Source organism: Imperialibacter sp. (assembly GCF_040222815.1).
GTDB lineage: Bacteria > Bacteroidota > Bacteroidia > Cytophagales > Cyclobacteriaceae > Imperialibacter.
Genome location: NZ_JAVKCH010000048.1, coordinates 373,403 through 392,188, shown reverse-complemented (window position 1 = coordinate 392,188; position 18,786 = coordinate 373,403). Strand labels below are relative to the sequence as shown.

18 protein-coding genes are annotated in these 18,786 nt (G+C 45.5%); 11 read left to right on the top strand and 7 right to left on the bottom strand.

Features of this window, described 5'->3' with window-relative positions:
- Window positions 1-137: 137 nt before the first annotated feature.
- The 3 genes from RIF36_RS24660 to porX are packed head-to-tail and all read right to left on the bottom strand — an operon-like array spanning window position 138 to window position 3,346.
- Window positions 138-1,364, bottom strand: coding sequence for an alanine dehydrogenase (locus RIF36_RS24660; protein WP_151998712.1), 1,227 nt, complete (start codon window positions 1,362-1,364; stop codon window positions 138-140).
- Window positions 1,357-1,785 carry a tRNA (adenosine(37)-N6)-threonylcarbamoyltransferase complex ATPase subunit type 1 TsaE gene (gene tsaE / locus RIF36_RS24655; RefSeq protein ID WP_350125440.1) on the bottom strand — a complete coding sequence of 143 codons (429 nt, stop codon included), beginning with the start codon at window positions 1,783-1,785 and terminating at the stop codon, window positions 1,357-1,359. Before tsaE ends, RIF36_RS24660 begins: the two co-directional genes overlap by 8 nt.
- A gap of 1 nt (window position 1,786) precedes the next feature.
- The gene (gene porX, locus RIF36_RS24650) at window positions 1,787-3,346 is read right to left on the bottom strand and encodes a T9SS response regulator signal transducer PorX (RefSeq protein ID WP_350072336.1); all 1,560 of its coding nucleotides are present in this window, start codon (window positions 3,344-3,346) and stop codon (window positions 1,787-1,789) included.
- A 60-nt stretch (window positions 3,347-3,406) separates the two neighbouring features.
- Between porX and RIF36_RS24645 the strand changes: the two genes are divergently transcribed.
- The 6 genes from RIF36_RS24645 (at window position 3,407) to RIF36_RS24620 (ending at window position 9,108) form a co-directional block, all read left to right on the top strand.
- The gene (locus RIF36_RS24645) at window positions 3,407-4,636 is read left to right on the top strand and encodes an HD domain-containing protein (protein WP_350125437.1); all 1,230 of its coding nucleotides are present in this window, start codon (window positions 3,407-3,409) and stop codon (window positions 4,634-4,636) included.
- Window positions 4,637-4,661: 25 nt separating this feature from the next.
- On the top strand, window positions 4,662-5,720 hold the full coding sequence (gene lpxD / locus RIF36_RS24640; RefSeq protein ID WP_350125434.1) for a UDP-3-O-(3-hydroxymyristoyl)glucosamine N-acyltransferase: 1,059 nt from the start codon (window positions 4,662-4,664) through the stop codon (window positions 5,718-5,720).
- Window positions 5,710-7,104, top strand: coding sequence for a bifunctional UDP-3-O-[3-hydroxymyristoyl] N-acetylglucosamine deacetylase/3-hydroxyacyl-ACP dehydratase (locus tag RIF36_RS24635; protein ID WP_350125431.1), 1,395 nt, complete (start codon window positions 5,710-5,712; stop codon window positions 7,102-7,104). Before lpxD ends, RIF36_RS24635 begins: the two co-directional genes overlap by 11 nt.
- Window positions 7,101-7,880 (top strand): acyl-ACP--UDP-N-acetylglucosamine O-acyltransferase, encoded by a 780-nt coding sequence (gene lpxA / locus RIF36_RS24630; RefSeq protein WP_350072332.1) that lies wholly within the window; start codon window positions 7,101-7,103, stop codon window positions 7,878-7,880. Before RIF36_RS24635 ends, lpxA begins: the two co-directional genes overlap by 4 nt.
- A gap of 1 nt (window position 7,881) precedes the next feature.
- Window positions 7,882-8,499: an ABC transporter ATP-binding protein gene (locus RIF36_RS24625; RefSeq protein WP_350125428.1), complete on the top strand. Its 618-nt coding sequence runs from the start codon at window positions 7,882-7,884 to the stop codon at window positions 8,497-8,499.
- Between the two features lie 105 nt (window positions 8,500-8,604).
- Window positions 8,605-9,108, top strand: a complete 504-nt coding sequence (locus tag RIF36_RS24620) for a hypothetical protein (RefSeq protein WP_151998720.1) — start codon at window positions 8,605-8,607, stop codon at window positions 9,106-9,108.
- A 49-nt stretch (window positions 9,109-9,157) separates the two neighbouring features.
- On the opposite strand, the gene RIF36_RS24615 is transcribed toward RIF36_RS24620, so the two are convergent.
- Entirely contained in the window at window positions 9,158-11,557 is a 2,400-nt protein-coding gene (locus tag RIF36_RS24615) for an endonuclease MutS2 (RefSeq protein WP_350125425.1), read from the bottom strand.
- Entirely contained in the window at window positions 11,554-11,931 is a 378-nt protein-coding gene (locus RIF36_RS24610; RefSeq protein ID WP_350125422.1) for a DUF4296 domain-containing protein, read from the bottom strand. The genes RIF36_RS24615 and RIF36_RS24610 overlap by 4 nt, the downstream gene beginning before the upstream one ends.
- Before the next feature lie 51 nt (window positions 11,932-11,982).
- Here RIF36_RS24610 and RIF36_RS24605 point away from each other — a divergent pair, with 51 nt between their 5' ends.
- Genes RIF36_RS24605 through RIF36_RS24595 form a run of 3 tightly spaced genes read left to right on the top strand, consistent with a single transcriptional unit; the run spans window position 11,983 to window position 14,801 of the window.
- Complete coding sequence (locus RIF36_RS24605; RefSeq protein ID WP_151998723.1) at window positions 11,983-12,861, top strand: DUF58 domain-containing protein; 879 nt, start codon at window positions 11,983-11,985, stop codon at window positions 12,859-12,861.
- Window positions 12,862-12,877: 16 nt separating this feature from the next.
- Window positions 12,878-13,747 carry a hypothetical protein gene (locus tag RIF36_RS24600; protein WP_350125419.1) on the top strand — a complete coding sequence of 290 codons (870 nt, stop codon included), beginning with the start codon at window positions 12,878-12,880 and terminating at the stop codon, window positions 13,745-13,747.
- Window positions 13,740-14,801 carry a vWA domain-containing protein gene (locus RIF36_RS24595; protein ID WP_350125416.1) on the top strand — a complete coding sequence of 354 codons (1,062 nt, stop codon included), beginning with the start codon at window positions 13,740-13,742 and terminating at the stop codon, window positions 14,799-14,801. Before RIF36_RS24600 ends, RIF36_RS24595 begins: the two co-directional genes overlap by 8 nt.
- Before the next feature lie 23 nt (window positions 14,802-14,824).
- Here the strand turns inward: RIF36_RS24595 and RIF36_RS24590 are convergent, their stop codons facing one another.
- Entirely contained in the window at window positions 14,825-15,889 is a 1,065-nt protein-coding gene (locus RIF36_RS24590) for an LA_2272 family surface repeat-containing protein (protein ID WP_350125413.1), read from the bottom strand.
- Between the two features lie 155 nt (window positions 15,890-16,044).
- Here RIF36_RS24590 and RIF36_RS24585 point away from each other — a divergent pair, with 155 nt between their 5' ends.
- The gene (locus RIF36_RS24585; protein ID WP_151998726.1) at window positions 16,045-16,596 is read left to right on the top strand and encodes an RNA polymerase sigma factor; all 552 of its coding nucleotides are present in this window, start codon (window positions 16,045-16,047) and stop codon (window positions 16,594-16,596) included.
- Between the two features lie 12 nt (window positions 16,597-16,608).
- Window positions 16,609-16,986: an HMG-box domain-containing protein gene (locus RIF36_RS24580; protein WP_350089571.1), complete on the top strand. Its 378-nt coding sequence runs from the start codon at window positions 16,609-16,611 to the stop codon at window positions 16,984-16,986.
- Window positions 16,987-17,151: 165 nt separating this feature from the next.
- Here RIF36_RS24580 and RIF36_RS24575 read toward each other — a convergent pair whose 3' ends face one another.
- Complete coding sequence (locus RIF36_RS24575) at window positions 17,152-18,714, bottom strand: GH3 family acyl-acid amido synthetase (protein WP_350125410.1); 1,563 nt, start codon at window positions 18,712-18,714, stop codon at window positions 17,152-17,154.
- Window positions 18,715-18,786 lie beyond the last annotated feature (72 nt).

Genomic DNA, 18,786 nt, shown 5'->3' with positions numbered 1-18,786 from the left:
AGCGATAAGGTGCCTATGATTCAGAAGGCCCGACAAGAGAATCAAACAGATGATTATCCTTGCTCTATTCATTTTTTAAAACGCCCACTTTACGATATAATAAGGTGAGGTATATGATAGCTTACAAATAGAACAAGTTAGAATCTTGCCGCCATTAATAAATTTAAATCTTTGTACTTAAGATTGAACTTGCGGGCAAGATGAGGGTTGGTGAGGCTTCCCTTGAAGGTATATACGCCTTTCATGAACCACTTGTGAGTAAATATCATGTCGCCAACGCCCCCCACTTCGGCTATTTGCATTAGCACTGGAGTGAATATATTGCTAAGCGCTGTAGAGGCGGTTCTCGCCACTCTGGAAGCGATATTGGGCACGCAGTAGTGAATAACTCCGTGTTTTCTAAAAACCGGATCGTTGTGAGTTGTCAATTCTGCTGTTTCTATGCAGCCCCCCTGATCGATGGTAACATCAATGATGATAGAATCTTGTTTCATCTCCATCACCATTTCTTCAGTCACCACGCATTTGTTCCTCCCCTTCTCGACTCTCATGGCCCCAATGACCACATCGGCGTTTTTCAGGGCTGTCAGCAAAGTGGCATGATCGAGGGTGGACGTGTACACCTGCTGACCAAGGGCATGCTTTACACGCCGTAACTTATAAATATGGTTGTCGAAAATTTGAATATCCGCTCCGAGACCGAGTGCAGCTCTTGCGGCATGCTCAGCTACCGTTCCCGACCCCAGGATAACTACCTGTGTGGGTGGCACGCCCGTAATGCCTCCGACAACTACTCCCTGCCCCCCATTCACATTGCTGAGGTACTCCGCTGCTATGAGCATGACTGTGCTGCCTGCAATTTCGCTCATAGCCCTTACCAACGGCAGTCCACCTACCTTGTCTTCAATTAACTCATAGGCCAGGGCAGTTACTTTCTTTTCATTGAGTGCGTTGATGAAATGAGCCGACTGACGGCCTGTTTGAATGGCGGAAAATAGTGTTTGGCCACTTTTCATGTAACTAATTTCCTCCGACATGGGCGGCTCTACTTTGAGCATAATGTCGGCTGAATAAACTTCTTTGGCAGAATAAACAATTTTTGCGCCAGCCTCGCTATAGTCCTTATCAAGGAATTTGGCAGCTTTTCCTGCACCGGTCTCTACCCAAACCTCGTGACCTCCGGCTGCTAAAACAGCTACTGAGGATGGCTTCAGCGCCACTCTATTCTCCTGAAGCGACCGCTCACGGGGGATGCCTATAAAAAGGGATTTATCGCCCTCTCTTACCTTCAGAAGTGATTCCTGCGGATACAGGGATTGTTCTTTCGCTAGTTCCTCCACTTCCTTTCGGTACTTGTCAGCCATATGTCTCGAGCAAAATCTTCCGTTGGTTTCCTGACACTAAGATAAGGGTAATTTTGAGGTATTCTTCGGGCAGCAACGAGGGAATTTTAGAAGGCCACTCGACGAAACAATAATTCCCCGAATAAAAATACTCATCTACACCAATATCAGCCGCCTCCGACTCAGACTTGATCCGATAAAAATCAAAGTGATAAATAGTCTCCCCTTCAGTGTTTTCGTATTCATTCACGATCGAAAAAGTCGGGCTATTCACATTGTCAACCACTTTCAGTTGCTCGCAAATTTCTTTAATAAGTGTGGTTTTGCCGGTGCCCAACTCGCCCTCAAAAATCCACACCTTATTTTTGCCTGCCAGTCCAATGATTTGACCGGCAATCTCCGGAAGCTGAGAAATATCCTCACAAAACAATTCTGTAGTCAACTCAGCCTCCCTTGGGTGTCAGGTAAATAATAGGAATAATCATCTCTTCTAGGGAAACTCCACCATGCTGGAAGGTGTCCTTATAAAAATTGACATAATAATTGTAGTTATTGGGATAGGCGAAGAAATAATCCTCTACAGCAAAAACGTAAGAAGTAGAAACATTCACCTTTGGTAGAAACATCTCTTCAGGCTTTTTGGCGACAAAGACATCCTGCCCATCGTATCCAAGATTCTTGCCTTGCTTGTAGCGCAGGTTAGTATTGGTGTTTTTATCGCCAACAATCTTGAAAGGCTTTTTCACCCTGACCGTACCATGGTCGGTGGTAATAATTGTCCTGCATTTCTTTTCAGATATCTTTTTTAGCGCATCCAAAAGCGGCGAGTGTTCAAACCATGATTTGGTAATAGACCGGTAGGCAGCTTCATCGGGAGCCAGTTCTCTGATCATTTCCAGGTCAGTGCGGGCGTGCGACAGCATGTCCACAAAATTATAAACGATCACATTAAGATCATTATTCATCAGGTTGTTGAAATTGTCCAACAAATGCTTGCCCTGATTTACATGAATTATCTTGTGATATGATGACTTAATATTCAACCTGTTGCGCTGAATTTGCCGCTTCAGAAAGTCTTCTTCATGGTTGTTTTTGCCATCGTCCGTATCCTCTCCCACCCAAAGATCAGGATGATGTTTTTCCATTTCACTCGGTAGCATGCCAGAAAATATCGCATTGCGGGCATAGGCTGTGGTTGTGGGGAGAATAGAAAAATAAGTTTCCTTCTCCTTAATATTAAAGTATTGAGAAATCACAGGCTCTAAGATCTCCCACTGATCATACCTAAGGTTGTCTATCACTATAAAAAACAACGGGTCATTTTCTTTCAGCTGAGGAAATACCTTTTTCTTCATGAGCTGATGTGAAAGCATTGGCTTTTTGGACTCTGGATCGTTAAGCCAGTCCTTATAGTAGTCGGCTATGAACTTAGTGAAGTTTTTGCTCGCTTCTGCTTTTTGCATTTCGAGCACCTCAGCCATGCTTTTATCCTCTGTATTTTCAATTTCCAGCTCCCAATACACCAGCTTCTTGTACACCTCCACCCACTCTTCGTAGTCCATATGCTCACTGAAAGCCATACTTATGTTCCGAAAGTCCTGCTGATAGCTTTGGTTAGTATGCTCGCTCACCAGTCTGCGGTTATCGAGGATTTTCTTGACAGACAGAAGGATTTGATTCGGATTAAGTGGCTTGATAAGATAGTCGGCGATTTTTGCTCCTATCGCTCCCTCCATGATCTCTTCCTCTTCACTCTTGGTGATCATCACCACAGGAAGACTTGGATGGGTCGATTTAATATAACTCAACGTTTCCAGCCCCGTCATTCCGGGCATGTTTTCATCGAGGAACACAATATCAAAATCGTTATGATCGCATTGATCCAACGCATCTGCACCACTAATCACCGGTGTGACTTTGTATCCCTTGCTTTCAAGAAATAAGATGTGAGGTTTAAGCAGGTCTATTTCGTCATCGGCCCAAAGAATGGAATATTTTTGCATAGTGGCTTTACTTTAAGAAGCTGAGTGATCAATTTACACCCAAAATTCAGTACAACTAGTTTGAACAAAAAGAAAATAATAAACGATCCGGTATATGGTTTTATCACCATACAAAGCGATCTGATTTTTGATATTATCCAACACCCTTACTTTCAGCGGTTAAGAAGAATCAAACAGCTCGGGCTGAGTGACTTTGTTTATCCGGGAGCACTTCATACCAGGTTTCATCATGCGCTGGGGGCCATGCATTTAATGACCATTACCCTCGACAACCTCAGGAGCAAAGGTCACGAAATTTCTCCCGAAGAATACGAAGCGGCACTCATTGCCATTTTACTTCATGATATCGGCCACGGCCCATTTTCGCATACGCTGGAGTTTAGCTTAATGAATGGCATCGGTCATGAGCACATATCCGTTCTTCTTATCAGTAAGCTTAACGAGTATTTTGAAGGAAAGCTTACTCTTGCCTTCGAAATTTTCAAGAATAAATACCATCGCACCTTTTTTAACCAACTGGTTGCAAGTCAACTTGACATAGATCGGCTTGACTACCTGAAAAGAGATAGCTTTTTCACGGGGGTTTCCGAAGGTACCATTGGCGCTGACCGAATCATCAAGATGCTCGACATCCGGGATGGGCAGTTAGTAGTGGAAGAAAAAGGAATTTACAGTATTGAAAATTTTCTGAGTGCAAGACGGCTCATGTACTGGCAGGTATATCTTCACAAAACCTCAGTGGCGTCGGAAAAAATGATGATTCAGCTCATTAAACGAGCCAAGTGGCTGGTGCAAAACGGCACATCTATTAAAGCGACACCAGCCTTCAGCATTTTTCTCGAAAGAAACATCGCACTAAAAGATCTTCAGGACGACCCCGATCTCCTTGATGTTTTTGCGTCCCTCGACGACTACGACATTTGGGGCTCTGTGAAATTCTGGACCAGTTACGACGACAAGGTGCTGAGCATGCTCTCCACCATGCTGCTGCAACGCAAGCTATTCCAGATTGTGATGTCGAATGATAAAATTGAGGAGTCGGTAGCGGAAGGGCTGAAGACGAAAATTCAATCTCAACTGGGTGTAAACGATGACGAAGCCAACTACTTTATCGGCAAGGGGAGTATCAGCAACAAAGCTTATATTGCAGAAGGACAGACCATCAATATTTTAACAAAAGCAGGGCAAATTGTCGATGTTGCCACTGCGTCAGACCTCCCAAACATTAAGGCCATGAGCAAAATCGTAACTAAACACTATCTATGCTGGCCCAAAATTGTATCTTTGTAACACAGAAATTTGAGGCCCATTTCGCATGGAATTTACCCTGGCACAAATCGCTCACATTCTTAATGGCGAGCTAAAAGGCAACGGTCAAGTAAAAGTAAACAGAGTAGGCAAAATTGAAGAGGGTGGCGAAGGGGCAATTACCTTTTTGTCTAATCCTAAATACGAGCCTTTCATCTACAAGACCACAGCATCGGCTGTGATCGTCAGCAAAGGCTTTAAACCAAAAGGCGAAATTTCGGCCGGTCTAATCCTTGTCGACGATCCATACTTAAGTTTTACAGCACTACTGGAAGAGTACCATAAATTGGTCAGCTTTCAAAAATTGGGGATTGAGCAACCATCCTTTTTTGCTGATACAGCCACGGAGGGCGAAAACACCTATAGAGGGGCCTTCTCTTATGTCGGAAAAAATGTCAGGCTTGGTGATAATGTAAAAATCTATCCAAACAGCTACATAGGCGACGACGTAACTGTTGGCAACAACACCATTATCTATGCAGGCGCAAAAATCTACGCCAGAACGAAAATTGGAAACCATTGTACGATCCATTCCGGTGCTGTCATTGGTAGCGACGGGTTTGGATTTGCTCCTCAGGCCGATGGTAGCTACAAAACAATTCCGCAAGTGGGGAATGTGGTGCTGGAAGACCACGTAAGCATTGGTGCCAACACCACCATTGACTGCGCCACCTTCGATTCCACTATCATAAGAGAGGGCGTAAAACTTGATAACCTTGTTCAGATCGGTCACAATGTGGAAATCGGGAAGCACACCGTGATAGCTTCTCAAACAGGTATTTCAGGGTCTTCGAAAGTTGGCGAATACAGCATGATCGGAGGACAGGTAGGGCTTGCGGGCCATATTCAACTTGGGCCCCGGACAAAAATTGCCGCACAATCCGGCATCAGCAAGTCCATTAAGGAAGAAGGGAAAATCCTTTTTGGGAGCCCCGCATTTGATCATTTGCAGTACATGAAGTCCGCTATGCTTTTCAAAAGACTTCCTGAACTAAACCAGAAGATCAGAGAACTTGAAGAAAAAATTATAAATTTGACGTCGCTAAAGACAGACGATGAACATTAGGCAGCAAACCGTAAAAGAGAAAGTAACCGTTTCAGGCGTAGGCTTACACACCGGTGTCCATACCACAATGACATTTGTGCCGGCCCCACCCAACCACGGCATAAAGTTTCAAAGGGTAGACCTTGAAGACCAGCCAACTATTGATGCCGATGCTGACTTAGTTGTCGATGTTTCCCGTGGTACTACTCTGGAACAAAACGGCGCCAGGGTAAGCACAACCGAGCATGCTTTAGCTGCTTTGGTGGGCTTGGAAATAGACAATGTGTTGATCCAGCTTGACGGCCCGGAAGTGCCGATTATGGACGGAAGTGCGTTGCTGTTTGTAGAAGCGATTCAAAGAGTAGGAGTTGAAGAGCAAAATGCTCAACGAAACTTTTTTGAGGTGCCTGAAAGCATCTTCTACAGAGACAAGACCAACGAAATAGAAATTGCTGCCCTCCCGCTGGACGACTACAGGGTAACCGTGATGGTCGACTACAACTCGCCGGTGCTCGGAAGCCAGCATGCCACGTTAACCAATGTCGGCGAGTTTGCCACTGAGATTGCTTCGTGCCGTACGTTCTGCTTTTTGCATGAGTTAGAAATGCTGCATAAAAACAATCTGATTAAAGGTGGTGACCTAAGCAATGCGATTGTGGTAGTGGACAGGGTTGTGGAAGAACACGAGCTCGACAGCCTTGCGAAACTATTAGGAAAGCCTAAAGTGCAGGTGAAAAAAGAAGGCATCCTCAACAATGTTGACCTCCGATACAAAAACGAACCTGCCAGACATAAGCTGTTGGATGTGATGGGAGATCTTGCGCTTGTTGGTCGCCCAATTAAAGCTCAGATTTTGGCTGCCAGACCTGGTCATGCTGCCAATGTAGCTTTTGCCAAGAAGCTCAAGAAGGTGATGCAGAGCTCCACCAACGATGGCGTACCTTACTATGACCCGAAAATACCGCCGGTATTAGACATCAATAAGATTACTAACATACTTCCGCATCGGTATCCATTCCTTTTGATCGATAAAATATTTCATCTGGACGAGAAGTGGGTAGCAGGCGTAAAGAATGTAACCTATAACGAGCCCTTCTTCCAGGGTCATTTTCCTGGCAATCCGGTAATGCCCGGAGTGCTTCAGGTAGAGGCAATGGCGCAAATAGGTGGTATATTGGTACTGAACACCGTGCCAGACCCAGAAAACTACTGGACTTACTTTCTGGGGATCGAAGGCTTCAGATTCAGAAAAATGGTGCTTCCTGGTGACACCCTGGTAATTCGTTGTGAACTTTTGGCACCTATCAAAAGAGGAATTGCCAAAATGAGAGGCGAAGCCTATGTTGGCTCCAACCTGGTTTGTGAAGGTGCAATGACCGCCAGCATAGTTAGAAAAGACGTATGATCCACCCGCTAGCATATGTTCATCCTGAAGCCAAGGTAGGGCCCAATGTAACCATTGAGCCCTTCGCTGTGATCCATCACAATGTGGAGATTGGCGAAGGCACCTGGATTGGCTCACATGCGGTAATTTACGAGGGGGCCCGGATTGGCAAAAACGTAAAAATATTCAACGGTGCCTCCATTTCAACGGTGCCTCAGGATCTTAAATTCAAAGGAGAATCAACTGAGACCTTTATCGGTGACGGCACGTCCATAAGAGAATTTGTCACTATTAGCCGGGGCACTTCCGACAAGCTAAAGACTGTGGTGGGCAGCGACTGCCTGATCATGGCCTATGCACACGTTGCCCACGATTGTGCGATTGGCAATAACTGTATTCTTGGCAACTCAGTACAAATAGCCGGGCATGTGGTGATTGATGACTGGGCCATTATTAGTGGAACCACAGCCGTTCACCAGTTTTCCAGAATCGGCTCTCACGTGATGGTATCAGGAGGTTCTCTGGTCAGAAAGGACATCCCTCCATTTACTACGGCAGGCAGAGAGCCATTAAGTTTTTGCGGCATTAACTCTGTAGGTCTTCGCAGAAGGGGCTTTAGCAATGAGAAAATCAACGAAATACAGGACATCTATCGCTATATCTATTTCAGAGGCCTCAATCACTCAAAGGCAATCGAGCTAATCCTGGCAGAAACTCCTCATTCCAATGAAAGGGATCAGATCGTTGATTTTATCAAATCCTCAGAACGAGGAATAATGAAGGGTTTTGCTGTCTGACATGGAGATAGTGCTTGAAAATGCCGGCAAACGCTATTTGCGTGAGTGGATTTTCAAGAATTTGAACTATACACTCAAAAAAGGCTCCTCATACGCCATTACAGGAAGAAATGGAAGCGGGAAATCCACGTTGGCAGCCGTGTTGAGCGGGCAGTTAATTCCCTCTGAAGGGGTAGTAAAACACTCTATTGACGGCACAGTACTCGATGAACACCTGGTTTACAGGTACACGTCACTGGCAGCACCTTACCTGGAGCTCATCGAGGAATTCACGCTAACCGAAATGGTCAACTTCCATTTCAGCCTTAAAAGATTGGAAAGTGGCAAGTCGAAAGAGGACGTCCTACCCTTCGCCTGGCTGGAAGACTCGGCACAAAAACAAGTGAAGCATCTGTCGTCGGGCATGAAACAGCGGTTCAAGCTGGCTCTCAGCTTTTTGAGTGCCACGCCACTACTTATCCTGGATGAGCCTACAAGTAATTTAGACACCAATGGAATAAATTGGTATTTGGAACGCTTGAATTCTGTGCTACAGGATCGGTTGGTGGTGATCTGTTCCAACCAGTCCTATGAATATGAAATGTGTAGAAACACCATTTCAATTGAAGAATTCAAGTGAAACATTGGATTATTCCTATTTTAATTTTTTAAACCGTAATTAGGTATAATTTTCAATTTCTGCTATTTTTGAAAAAGGTTAATTTTTAGTTATAACTAAATCCACATGAACAAACTATCTAATCTATTCACAGCAACAACAATTTTCGCATTGATTATTTTTATCAGTTGCGGAGGCGGGGATGATCCCGGAACAACAGAGCCGGATCCCGTAGCCGAGCGGCTCGAACTGCTTCTCAATGGAGGAACGGAATGGGCAGTGGCGGCCGGAGCAGTAAAACAGGATGGTGTAGCAGCCACAGAGTGGGATGGCTTCGGATTGAAGTTTACCGGCTCTGGAAGTAGTGGAAGCTACACAGCTACTGGTAGACCAGCAGCCTCAGAAGTACCCAATGTTGACGTAGTTTGGCCAGCAAGCGGTACCTGGTCATTCGGTGACGGCGCAACAGCCGGAGAGAAAGACATTAGCAAAATCGTAAGAAGCGATGGCGTTACGATGGCTGCTTCGGTAACATCTACCAAGCTTAGTCTGACATTCACTATCGAAGACACTGGTGCGGGCCGTATGCAAGGTGTAGCCGGTACTTGGGTGTTTGAATTCCCTAACTAATATCGATCTCAGATACGACTAGTACAAAGGCCCAGAACGGGCCTTTTTTTTACTGTCTGAAGCTGATAACAGTCACCCCACTACCACCTCTCTCCACATGTTCGTCGGCCATCCGCTCAATGAACTTATTACCGCTCAGGTAGCGCCTGATCACCTCTCTGAGAATGCCGTCGCCCTTGCCATGTACGATCCTCACCTCGTGCATGCTGAAAAGCACTGAGCTATCTATAAAATCGTCCACCAATTGAATGGCCTCATCAGCCCTTTTTCCTCTAAGATCCAGATTGGGCGAGAAGTCGGCCCTCCTCTGGTTCATGTCGATCCCTTTGAAAACACCACCTACGCTCTCTCGTTTGAAAGTCTTTTTTCCCTGTAAGGACGATTTTACTTTTTCAAGACGGTTAAGTGCAATATGAGATTTTAACTCTCCCATGAGTACTTCCGCTTTTTTTCCCCGAATCGACACCACTTCACCTGCCGACTCCTGCCCGGCCATCCTGACCTTGTCGCCCACTTTTATCTCACCAGCCACAGTTTTCCAAACAGGCTTCTTTTCCTCCACTTCCTCAGTGAGCGAAACCTGTATTTCTGTGAGCTTTTGACGCACCTCTTTCGTCTTTTCCTTTTCGGCCTTATTCTCTTTTATCTCTCTAATGGTGTTTTCTACAGCCTTATTGGCATCCAGCACAATACGCTTGGCCTCTTGCTTGGCCTCCTTTAAAATCTTGCTCTTTTCTGCATCCAAATGAGCTTTCAAATCCTGGTAGTCCTTCAGCACCTTTTCAAGCTCGGTATTCTTCCTGTTAACACTCTCGTATCTGGTTTGAAAGTCATTCTTAGCGGCTTCCAATTCGTTGATCAACGTTTCGAATTTTACCTGCGAGTGTCCAACGAGGCTTTTCGCTCTTTCGATCACTGCATTTGACAACCCAATATTTGCAGCCATCTCCAATGCGAACGAGCTCCCGGGTCGGCCTACCTCCAGTTCATACAAAGGCCTCAACTGGTTTACATCGTATCTCATGGCCCCGTTGATGATGCCGGCATTCTTCTCGGCCATGCTCTTCAGGTTGCCATAGTGGGTTGTAATGACTCCGAGTGACTGTTTCTTATATAATTGCTCCAGCACCCCTTCAGCGATTGCCCCACCAAACTGCGGCTCGGTGCCAGCACCAAACTCATCGATCAGAAACAAGGTCTTCCCCCCTGCATTTTCCAGAAAGAAGCGCATAGAAGTGAGGTGAGAACTGTAGGTGCTTAGGTCGTTTTCCAGCGACTGTTCATCGCCCATGTCGATGAAGATCTTATTGAAGACACCCATGACGGAGTCGTCTCTCACGGGCACCAAAAGGCCACACTGCAGCATGTATTGCAGTAGGACGACCGTTTTCAGGCAGACAGACTTACCGCCTGCATTTGGCCCCGAAATAATCAGAATGCGCTTTTCCGTGTCGAGCTCAATATCCAGAGGAATGATGGGTTTTTGAGCCTTTTTGTGCAAAAGATAAAGAAGAGGATGAACTGCCTTGTGCCAAACAATGACCGGCTTTTCGTCTATGATAGGCAGCAAGCCATTTATTTCAATGGCAAACAAAGCCTTCGCTCGTATAAAGTCAACTGCGCCAAGAAAGTGGTAAGCTTTTTCAAGCGCAGGAATGTGAGGTCTTAGTTGATCTGTAAGATTTCTAAGAATTCGTATGATTTCCCGTCTTTCTTCCAGCTCCAACTCCCTGATACGGTTGTTGATCTCCAGGGCTTCAGCAGGCTCCATAAACACAGTTTGTCCTGTTGCCGACTCATCATGAATAAACCCTTTCAGCTTGCGCTTGTGTTCTGCCAGCACCGGAATAACCAAACGCCCGCCCCTCACAGCAATAGAACCATCGTCAGGAGACCAGCCCTGTTTTTGTGCGTCTTTGCTTATGTGATCCATTACCCTCCTCAGCGATGAATGTTCGCTGACCATAGAAGCCCTTATTTGCATGAGATCTTTGGAGGCGTTGGCCCTTAGCTTTCCTGTGTCATCAATAATAGCTTCAAACCATTTGATAACGTCGGCGGGAAGATCTACCATGCCTGAGAGTCCGTAAAGTGTCGGACACTCTTCGGCATGCTTTGTCAGCACTGACTGTAATTGTATGATGGTGCTGAGTGACCTTTTAAGATCGTAGGCCTCTTCTTCCTCCAGGTAAGTGCCGCTAACCTTCATTTTGGCCAGCTGTTCCGCCGGATCAATGTAGTTGGCGTCGGGCAGTCTGTTACCTGCCGCAAATAACCGCCTAAGCTCTTCAGTTTGGATCAAAAGCCTTTTCAGGTACTTCAAGTCGTCCGAAGGCTTCATCTTCTCCACATGCCTTGTGCCGAGGCTGCTAAGGCATTTGGCGGCCACCATTTCACGGATTTTGTCGAAGCCCGTTTTGGCCTCGAAGGTATCAGGAAACACCCTCATAGCGACTCTCCTGATTCATCAGGCTCCTTACGAGGGCCCATATTCCGCCTCACTGAGAGGCTATCTACCACTGCTGCATAAATTTTGTCGAGCATTTCCACGTGCTCAAGATAATATTCAAAACTATGCGTGTAAACCGAATCCGACACGTTGTGTTTGTCAAACAAAAGTTGTTGCTGCTGCTTGTAAAGCGCTGTTGAGGAGTCGTAGGTTAACTTCAGCGACGCTACCTCAGTTTCCAGCTGATGTATATCAGTAAGAATACTGATCATTCGTTGGGGTTCAACGATACCCACAGGAATTTCTTCTTTGGCGCTACACCCAAAGAGAGATATAAAGAAAAGGCCACCAAGGCTCCAAAAAACATTTTTCACCGACAAAATTTAGCTAAATAAATTCTAACTTTAAACCCCAAACCAAGAGTGATGAAGGATTTCCTCAAGAAGCTGCGAAGATATGAGATTGAGATCAGGAAGGCAATCACCTCACAAATGCAGGGAGATTTTCATTCGATCTTTAAAGGCTCCGGCCTGGAGTTTGACGACGTGCGTCAATACCAGTACGGAGATGATATCAGAACCATAGACTGGAATGTCACTGCCAAAGGGCACGGCACCTTTGTGAAAACATTCAAGGAGGAAAAGGAGCAGACGGTCTTCTTCATTCTCGACGTAAGTGCCTCTCAGGAAATTGGTGCCGACGGGCAGCAGAAAATAGATATTGGAAAAGAGCTCTGTGGGCTTTTGGCTCTTTCAGCCATAAAGGAAGGCAGCCAGGTCGGTGTGCTGTGCTATTCTGACCAAAAAGAAAAATATATCAAGCCAGCTAAGGGGCTAAGACATGCCTATCAAATTATCGATAGCTTGTTCAATCTGAAGCCATCATCAACAGGTACCAATCTAAATCTGGGCATAAGAAGCGCCATGAATATGATTCATCGCAAAAGCGTGATCATTATGATCTCCGATTTTGTGGACGATGACTATCAGCAAGGTATTAAGGCTTTAGCAAAAAAACACGACCTTGTGGTGATCCACCTGAGCGACAGAAGAGAAACGCATTTCCCAAGGTTGGGTATAGTGCCATTGTATGACAAGGAAAGTAAAAAAACGATTTGGGTGAACACTTCCGCCCCTGCCTTTCGTAAAAAAGTGGAAACCATCTATCAGGGAAACCAGTATGATCTTGAAAAGTTGTGCAAAAAAAATCAAGCCAACTACCTTTCTATAAGTACCGAAGAAGAATACGTGCCAAAATTGATCCGTTTGTTTAGAGTGAGAAATAAAGTCAGGAAAAGTGGGTAAAACAACGGTTTGTTTCATGGCTGCATGGCTGCTTAGCTGGGGGGCACTGCATAGCCAATCGGTGAATGTTAAAGGATACTTTCTGGAGGACAGCGTGAAGCTGGGTAGCCCTGCCAGCTATGTGCTCGTGGCCGAGTACCCTGGCAGCATTAAAGTGCTATTTCCCGACTCTACTCATCGTTTTGCGCCGTTCGAATTCAACAAACAAACGTTTTTTCCTTCCCGACTAAGAGATGGCTCCGTAGTAGATAGCGTCATTTATGAGCTTTCCACTTTTGAGCTTGAGCCCTACCAAAGCCTTCAGCTCCCTGTGTTTCGGCTGAGAGAAAAAGACAGTCTGAAGGTGATGTCGAATATTGATTCACTGTTTATTGATGGCCTGCTCGACGAAATTCCTCAGGATGCCAAATTAAAAGAAACAGTAGCCTACAGCCCGCTGGATTTCGCTTTCAACTATCCATACCTCGTTATTGGTGGGGTTCTTTTTCTCATCATTGTTGTCACTCTTTTCCTTGTTTTTGGAAAAACTGTGAGGAAAAAGATCGCCCTGTACCGGATGCGGAAGAAATACGAGAAGTTTTCCAACAGCTATACTGAACAGTTGAGAGCGATTCGCAGCAAAAGCGATATCAGGGATGCCGAAATAACCCTTATACTGTGGAAGACGTATTTGGAATCTCTTGAAAAGATTCCCTACACCAAACTGACCACGAAAGAGATACTGAAAGGCGAAGAGAATCCAAAACTTCAGACGGCATTGAAAAGTATAGACAGAAGCATTTACGGCCGAATAAACGACAAAGAATTGTTCAAGCAATTCGAGGTATTAGAAGACATTTGCCAGGACAAATACAACAAGAAGGTAGAGGAGGTGAAACATGGATGAGGCAGCTATAAAGATGGCAGAAGAAACTCCGTGGTTCTTTCTGAAATGGTTTGCACCTTCAACATTTGAGAATTTTGATTGGGCTTTTCCTCTTGTGCTTTATCTGCTACCTGCCGTGCCCATACTCTTCCTCTTGAAATGGCTATTAACATTTAAGAGACAACAAAAGTTAGATATTGCCCTTACCAAAACCGACCTAAAATCGGATCCGCTTAGCGTACTGAGGTTCCTGCCCGGTTTGGTACTATTCTTTACGTTCCTGCTACTCATCATCGCTTTGGCAAGGCCGCAGAAGACGAACGAAAAAGTGGAGCAGTGGACGGAAGGCATCGACATTATGCTGGTGATTGACATCTCAGAGTCCATGCAAATTCAGGACTTCGAGCCTAACAGGCTGGAGGCAGCCAAACAAGTGGCACGGGATTTTATCACCGGCCGGTTTCAGGACAGAATCGGTTTGGTGGTATTTTCCGGTGATGCATTTTCTATGTCGCCGCTGACAACCGACTACGACTTACTCAATGCTAATATTAACACTGTAACGTTCGACTTAATTGAAAGCCGGGGAACTGCCATTGGCAGTGCTTTGGCAGTGGGCACCAATCGCATGCGTGAGTCCGATTCCAAATCGAAGGTGCTTATCCTGTTGAGCGATGGTGATAATACTGCCGGCAATATTGATCCCATCACTGCCGCCGAGCTGGCCCGGGCCTATGACATTAAAATTTACACGATTGCCATTGGAAAGGAAGGCCGTGTGCCTTTCGGTACCGACTTCTTTGGAAGAACCCGCTTTGTGGAGAATACACTCGACGAAACTACGCTAAGGGAAATTGCCCGAATTGGAGAAGGCAAGTTCTACAGAGCGATCGATAATGATGCATTGGAAAGAGTATTCCAGGAAATTAATGAGTTTGAAAAAGCAGAAATAAAAACGACCCAATTCAAGGACACGACCGATTTTTACACCGTGTACCTGAAATGGGCCATTGCGTTCTTATTGCTTTGGCTGCTGCTCAAAAGCAGCTTTATGAGCAATATACTGCGAGACTAAAGTCTTGAGTAACTAAGTCAAGGTTATTGATCCTGGTCAATTCTATCCTTTCTTCCTCCTCCAAAATGGGCATTGATAATTGGCAGCACCCTTAGTCCCTTCGGGTTGTCTTTCACAATATTGATGATCCCTATTTGCATACCACGAAGGCGATGGGTGGTGTTAACGATACCTATACTCAAGCCATTTTGAGTACCCTGTACAGCATTAACGGCACTGATGGAAATTCCATTCAATGAACTATCCGATCCACTTTCTACCTTCAGGAAAATGGGAGCAACCGTAATGCCCGACACCTGCTGACCACCAATGGCCAGTGCCACATTGATACCCCTGATTTTCTTCGAGCCCATGCCTATTCCTGCAAAGTTAATACCGGTAAGTGACTCTCCGGCCCCGATCCCAACAGCGGCCAAATTGATACCTGTCATTTTCTGACCGGCCCCCATGCCTATTCCGGCTACATTAAGGCCAATGGCATTCTCGGAAGCACCCAGGCCTACCAGGGCAAGGTTGATACCCTTCAGGCTCTCACCAGCGCCCAGACCAATACCGCCAATATTTAAGCCTACAGCGTTGCCAGAAGCTCCCATGCCAACGCCTCCAATATTGATGCCCTTGATGTCACCACCGGCGCCAACGCCAACCAGACCAAGATTAAAACCGGTTACGTCACCACCAGCACCTACTCCCACACCTCCGATATTTATTCCAGACAAGTTGTTACCAGCCCCAACGCCAATGCCGGCGATGTTGATGCCCGACACATTTCTCCTGGCCCCAACACCAAATATCCCCAGGCTTATCCCGCTCCTGTTTTCGGAGCCCAATGCCAAAGGGACGCCAACAGAGATTCCATTCACATCACCAGTGTGAAGTTCGTCGTCCTTGGGTGCCCAGGCAGTAATATTGATCCCGTTGACCTTCTCAAGGTTGCTGTCTTTAAAATTGAACCGGATACCGGTGAAGCTTGGGAGGTTACCAAATCCGATACCGCCTTTCTTTGAGGGAATGCCAAAGCCCTGAGAAAAGGCACATTGTGCTGAAAGAACCAGCACAACCACTGCTGAAATCGTAGTCTTTTTCATAGTCCGTTTTTGAGTTTTTATTGAATGGAAGATGTTCACCAGTTGGGGTAGGTTGCATGAGCACAATAGATTTCTCAAGTTTTTTTAGAACCTTTAAAGTAAAATCAAATCTGCGTTCGTCTACTTATTTGATGAACGAACCTGTTTCACTCACGATGACCGAAAGAAGATCTCAAAACATTGCTGAAGCATTAAAGCAATACGGGAAACGTCTGTTTGGCTTTATCAGATCGAGGGTGCGAACACTGGAGGAGGCTGAAGACATCACACAGGAGGTGTGGTATCAATTCAGCAACCTGGTTGATGTGGAGTCGATAGAGCAGGTAAATGCGTGGCTATTCCGGGTAGCCAGAAACAAGATTACCGACAACTACCGAAAGAAAAAGGTCGATCTTCTGGACGATCAGACCTTCGAAGATGACGGCGACGGTGATTACATGTTGAGAGATCTTTTGCCATCCGAGGAAGATGTGCCTGAGCTTGAAAACCTGAAAGAAATATTCAGGAAGGAGTTGTTCGCAGCACTTGAGGAGCTCCCGGTCAATCAACAGCAAGTCTTTATCTGGAACGAAATCGAAGACATGACCTTCCAGGAAATGTCGGACTTAACGGGAGAGAATATCAAAACTTTGATATCAAGGAAACGATACGCAGTGCAGCATCTTAGAAAAAAGCTGCTGCCGCTTTACAATGAATTAATGAATTAAAATAACATAGTTATGTATACTGAAAATAAGTTCAACCGTGGTAAACATTGGGCGAAGAAGATAGGCTTATTTGTTCTGCTTGCACCTCTTTTCGTGTTCGTCTTTGGCTTCGTAGTCATGACGCTGTGGAATTATACCCTTCCAGCCCTATTCGGAATAAGTACCATTACATTCTGGCAAGCGATTGCCATTACCATCCTTTCAAAAATCCTCTTTGGCGGGTTTCATGGTGGCAAGGGGCACAAACAAAGTCACAATAGAAGTGACTATTGGAAACACCGCTGGAAAAATATGTCAGAAGAAGAGAGAGAAAAGTACAAGAACCGATGGAAGAATTGGTGTGACACAAGGTGGGATGATGAGCGGAAGGATACTGAAGAGCAAAGCTGAGGTAAGAGTTCCCATGATTACCTTAGCGGAATAATCATCCCAATTCCTTCGGGCCCGAGGTTTACATTTTGTAGAATTCGGGCCCAATCCTTTTAATGTTATTCTGAATCAGGTGCCGCACTGAGAAAACCCTGGCCAAAGAGGCGGCTATCACGTAACTCCTTTTCAACCACCCTTTAATTCCACATTCTCCTCCACCAAAAAAGCCTTCCAGCTTTCCAGCTTTTCCTTTTTCAATACACGTGGAAATTTGTTTTGACCGCCCTCTTTACCCTGAGCTTTCATCCATTTGTAGAAGAGTTGCGATGGAATCAGCTCCACAAAAATCTCTTTCAGTGCAGCAGTGCGCTCCACTTTGTAGTCGTCGTTGATCTCCTTCAACCTGGCATCCAGTCTTTCTTTGAACAGCTTTGGGTCGGTTTCGTCTTCAATACCGATGTACCAACGATGAGCAAAAAGCGACCCGTACTTTTCGCCGGTGACAGTAAACTCCTTCACCCTTATATTCAGCTCATCCGACACCAACTCCACAGCTTTGTTCATATTGTCCATCGACAAATGCTCGCCGCAGAGGCTGAGGAAATGCTTGGTACGGCCGGTGATCATGATCTCACAGTCGTCTTTAGACACAAACTTGATGGTGTCGCCAATCAGGTATCGCCAGGAACCCGAATTGGTAGAAATAAGCAGTGCATACTCCTTGCCTTCCTCTACCTCGTCAATTTTGTAGGTATGCGGGTTGTCCACCATCTCCCCATCGGCTGTGAAGTTGGTTTCGTTGAAAGGGATAAATTCATAGAAGATGCCGTTGTTCAGTACCAGTCGCATTGACTTTGAGAAAGGGATGTACTGGAAGCCAAAGAAACCCTCTGAAGCCAGATATGTTTCCATGTAAATGAGGGGCTTCGCCAGTAATTTTTCGAAGCTTTTCCGATAGGGATCCATCGAAACGCCACCATGAACAAAAATGGTCAGGTTCGGCCAGATATCGTGGATGGTTTTGACTTTGTAATGGTCAATAATCCTTTCCATAAGGATTTGAAGCCACGCCGGCACTCCTGAAATGATGCCAATATCCCAATCCTTTGCCTTTAAAGTAATCTCCTCAATTTTTTCGTTCCAATCTCTTGTTTTGGCAATTCGCTTACCTGGCTTATAAAAATGCTGAAACCAGAAAGGAATCTGCCCGGCAGTGATGCCGCTTAAGTCACCCTCAAAATAAGACCCATTTCGCTGAAGCTGCGTGCTGCCACCAAGCATCAATATGCCGGCAGAAAACACCTCGTCAGATACATTGTACTTGGACAGCGTGAGAATTTGCCTGATGCTGGTTCTCTGGATGGACTTGATCATGTCTTTGGTGACAGGAATGTGCTTCGACGCCGACTCAGAAGTGCCCGAGCTAAGTGCAAAGTATTTTACCTTTCCCGGCCAGCACACATCCGGCTTCCCCTGCATCAGCTTGTGCCACCAGTTGGCATACATGCTACTATAATTATGAACGGGTATACTCCGTTTGAATTCGTCATAAAAATGGTCGCTGTGTTTGTGTTTGAAACTGGTCAAAAGCTCATTGAAATGGTAAGCCTGGCCAAATTCCGTGCCTCGGGCTTGTATCAATAACTTCCTCAGCTCCATCTTCTGAAGGTCGGCCGGAAACGAGTAGTCCTGCTCCAAACTCTCCCTCAGTCTAATTCCCTTCTTTAATAGCTTTCCTATTATCTCCATAAACCGGCAGCAATTGAATTTAATTAGAAAGTTACACAACAAAACATGGAATCAGTAACTCCCTTGATTAAT

Excerpts from the sequence above, each read along its gene's own strand:
- RIF36_RS24660 (WP_151998712.1), bottom strand. The coding sequence starts at position 1,364 with ATGGCTGACAAGTACCGAAAGGAAGTGGAGGAACTAGCGAAAGAACAA.
- porX (WP_350072336.1), bottom strand. The coding sequence starts at position 3,346 with ATGCAAAAATATTCCATTCTTTGGGCCGATGACGAAATAGACCTGCTT.
- lpxD (WP_350125434.1), top strand. The coding sequence starts at position 4,662 with ATGGAATTTACCCTGGCACAAATCGCTCACATTCTTAATGGCGAGCTA.
- RIF36_RS24635 (WP_350125431.1), top strand. The coding sequence starts at position 5,710 with ATGAACATTAGGCAGCAAACCGTAAAAGAGAAAGTAACCGTTTCAGGC.
- lpxA (WP_350072332.1), top strand. The coding sequence starts at position 7,101 with ATGATCCACCCGCTAGCATATGTTCATCCTGAAGCCAAGGTAGGGCCC.
- RIF36_RS24625 (WP_350125428.1), top strand. The coding sequence starts at position 7,882 with ATGGAGATAGTGCTTGAAAATGCCGGCAAACGCTATTTGCGTGAGTGG.
- RIF36_RS24620 (WP_151998720.1), top strand. The coding sequence starts at position 8,605 with ATGAACAAACTATCTAATCTATTCACAGCAACAACAATTTTCGCATTG.
- RIF36_RS24615 (WP_350125425.1), bottom strand. The coding sequence starts at position 11,557 with ATGAGGGTGTTTCCTGATACCTTCGAGGCCAAAACGGGCTTCGACAAA.
- RIF36_RS24605 (WP_151998723.1), top strand. The coding sequence starts at position 11,983 with ATGAAGGATTTCCTCAAGAAGCTGCGAAGATATGAGATTGAGATCAGG.
- RIF36_RS24600 (WP_350125419.1), top strand. The coding sequence starts at position 12,878 with ATGGCTGCATGGCTGCTTAGCTGGGGGGCACTGCATAGCCAATCGGTG.
- RIF36_RS24595 (WP_350125416.1), top strand. The coding sequence starts at position 13,740 with ATGGATGAGGCAGCTATAAAGATGGCAGAAGAAACTCCGTGGTTCTTT.
- RIF36_RS24590 (WP_350125413.1), bottom strand. The coding sequence starts at position 15,889 with ATGAAAAAGACTACGATTTCAGCAGTGGTTGTGCTGGTTCTTTCAGCA.
- RIF36_RS24585 (WP_151998726.1), top strand. The coding sequence starts at position 16,045 with ATGACCGAAAGAAGATCTCAAAACATTGCTGAAGCATTAAAGCAATAC.
- RIF36_RS24580 (WP_350089571.1), top strand. The coding sequence starts at position 16,609 with ATGTATACTGAAAATAAGTTCAACCGTGGTAAACATTGGGCGAAGAAG.
- RIF36_RS24575 (WP_350125410.1), bottom strand. The coding sequence starts at position 18,714 with ATGGAGATAATAGGAAAGCTATTAAAGAAGGGAATTAGACTGAGGGAG.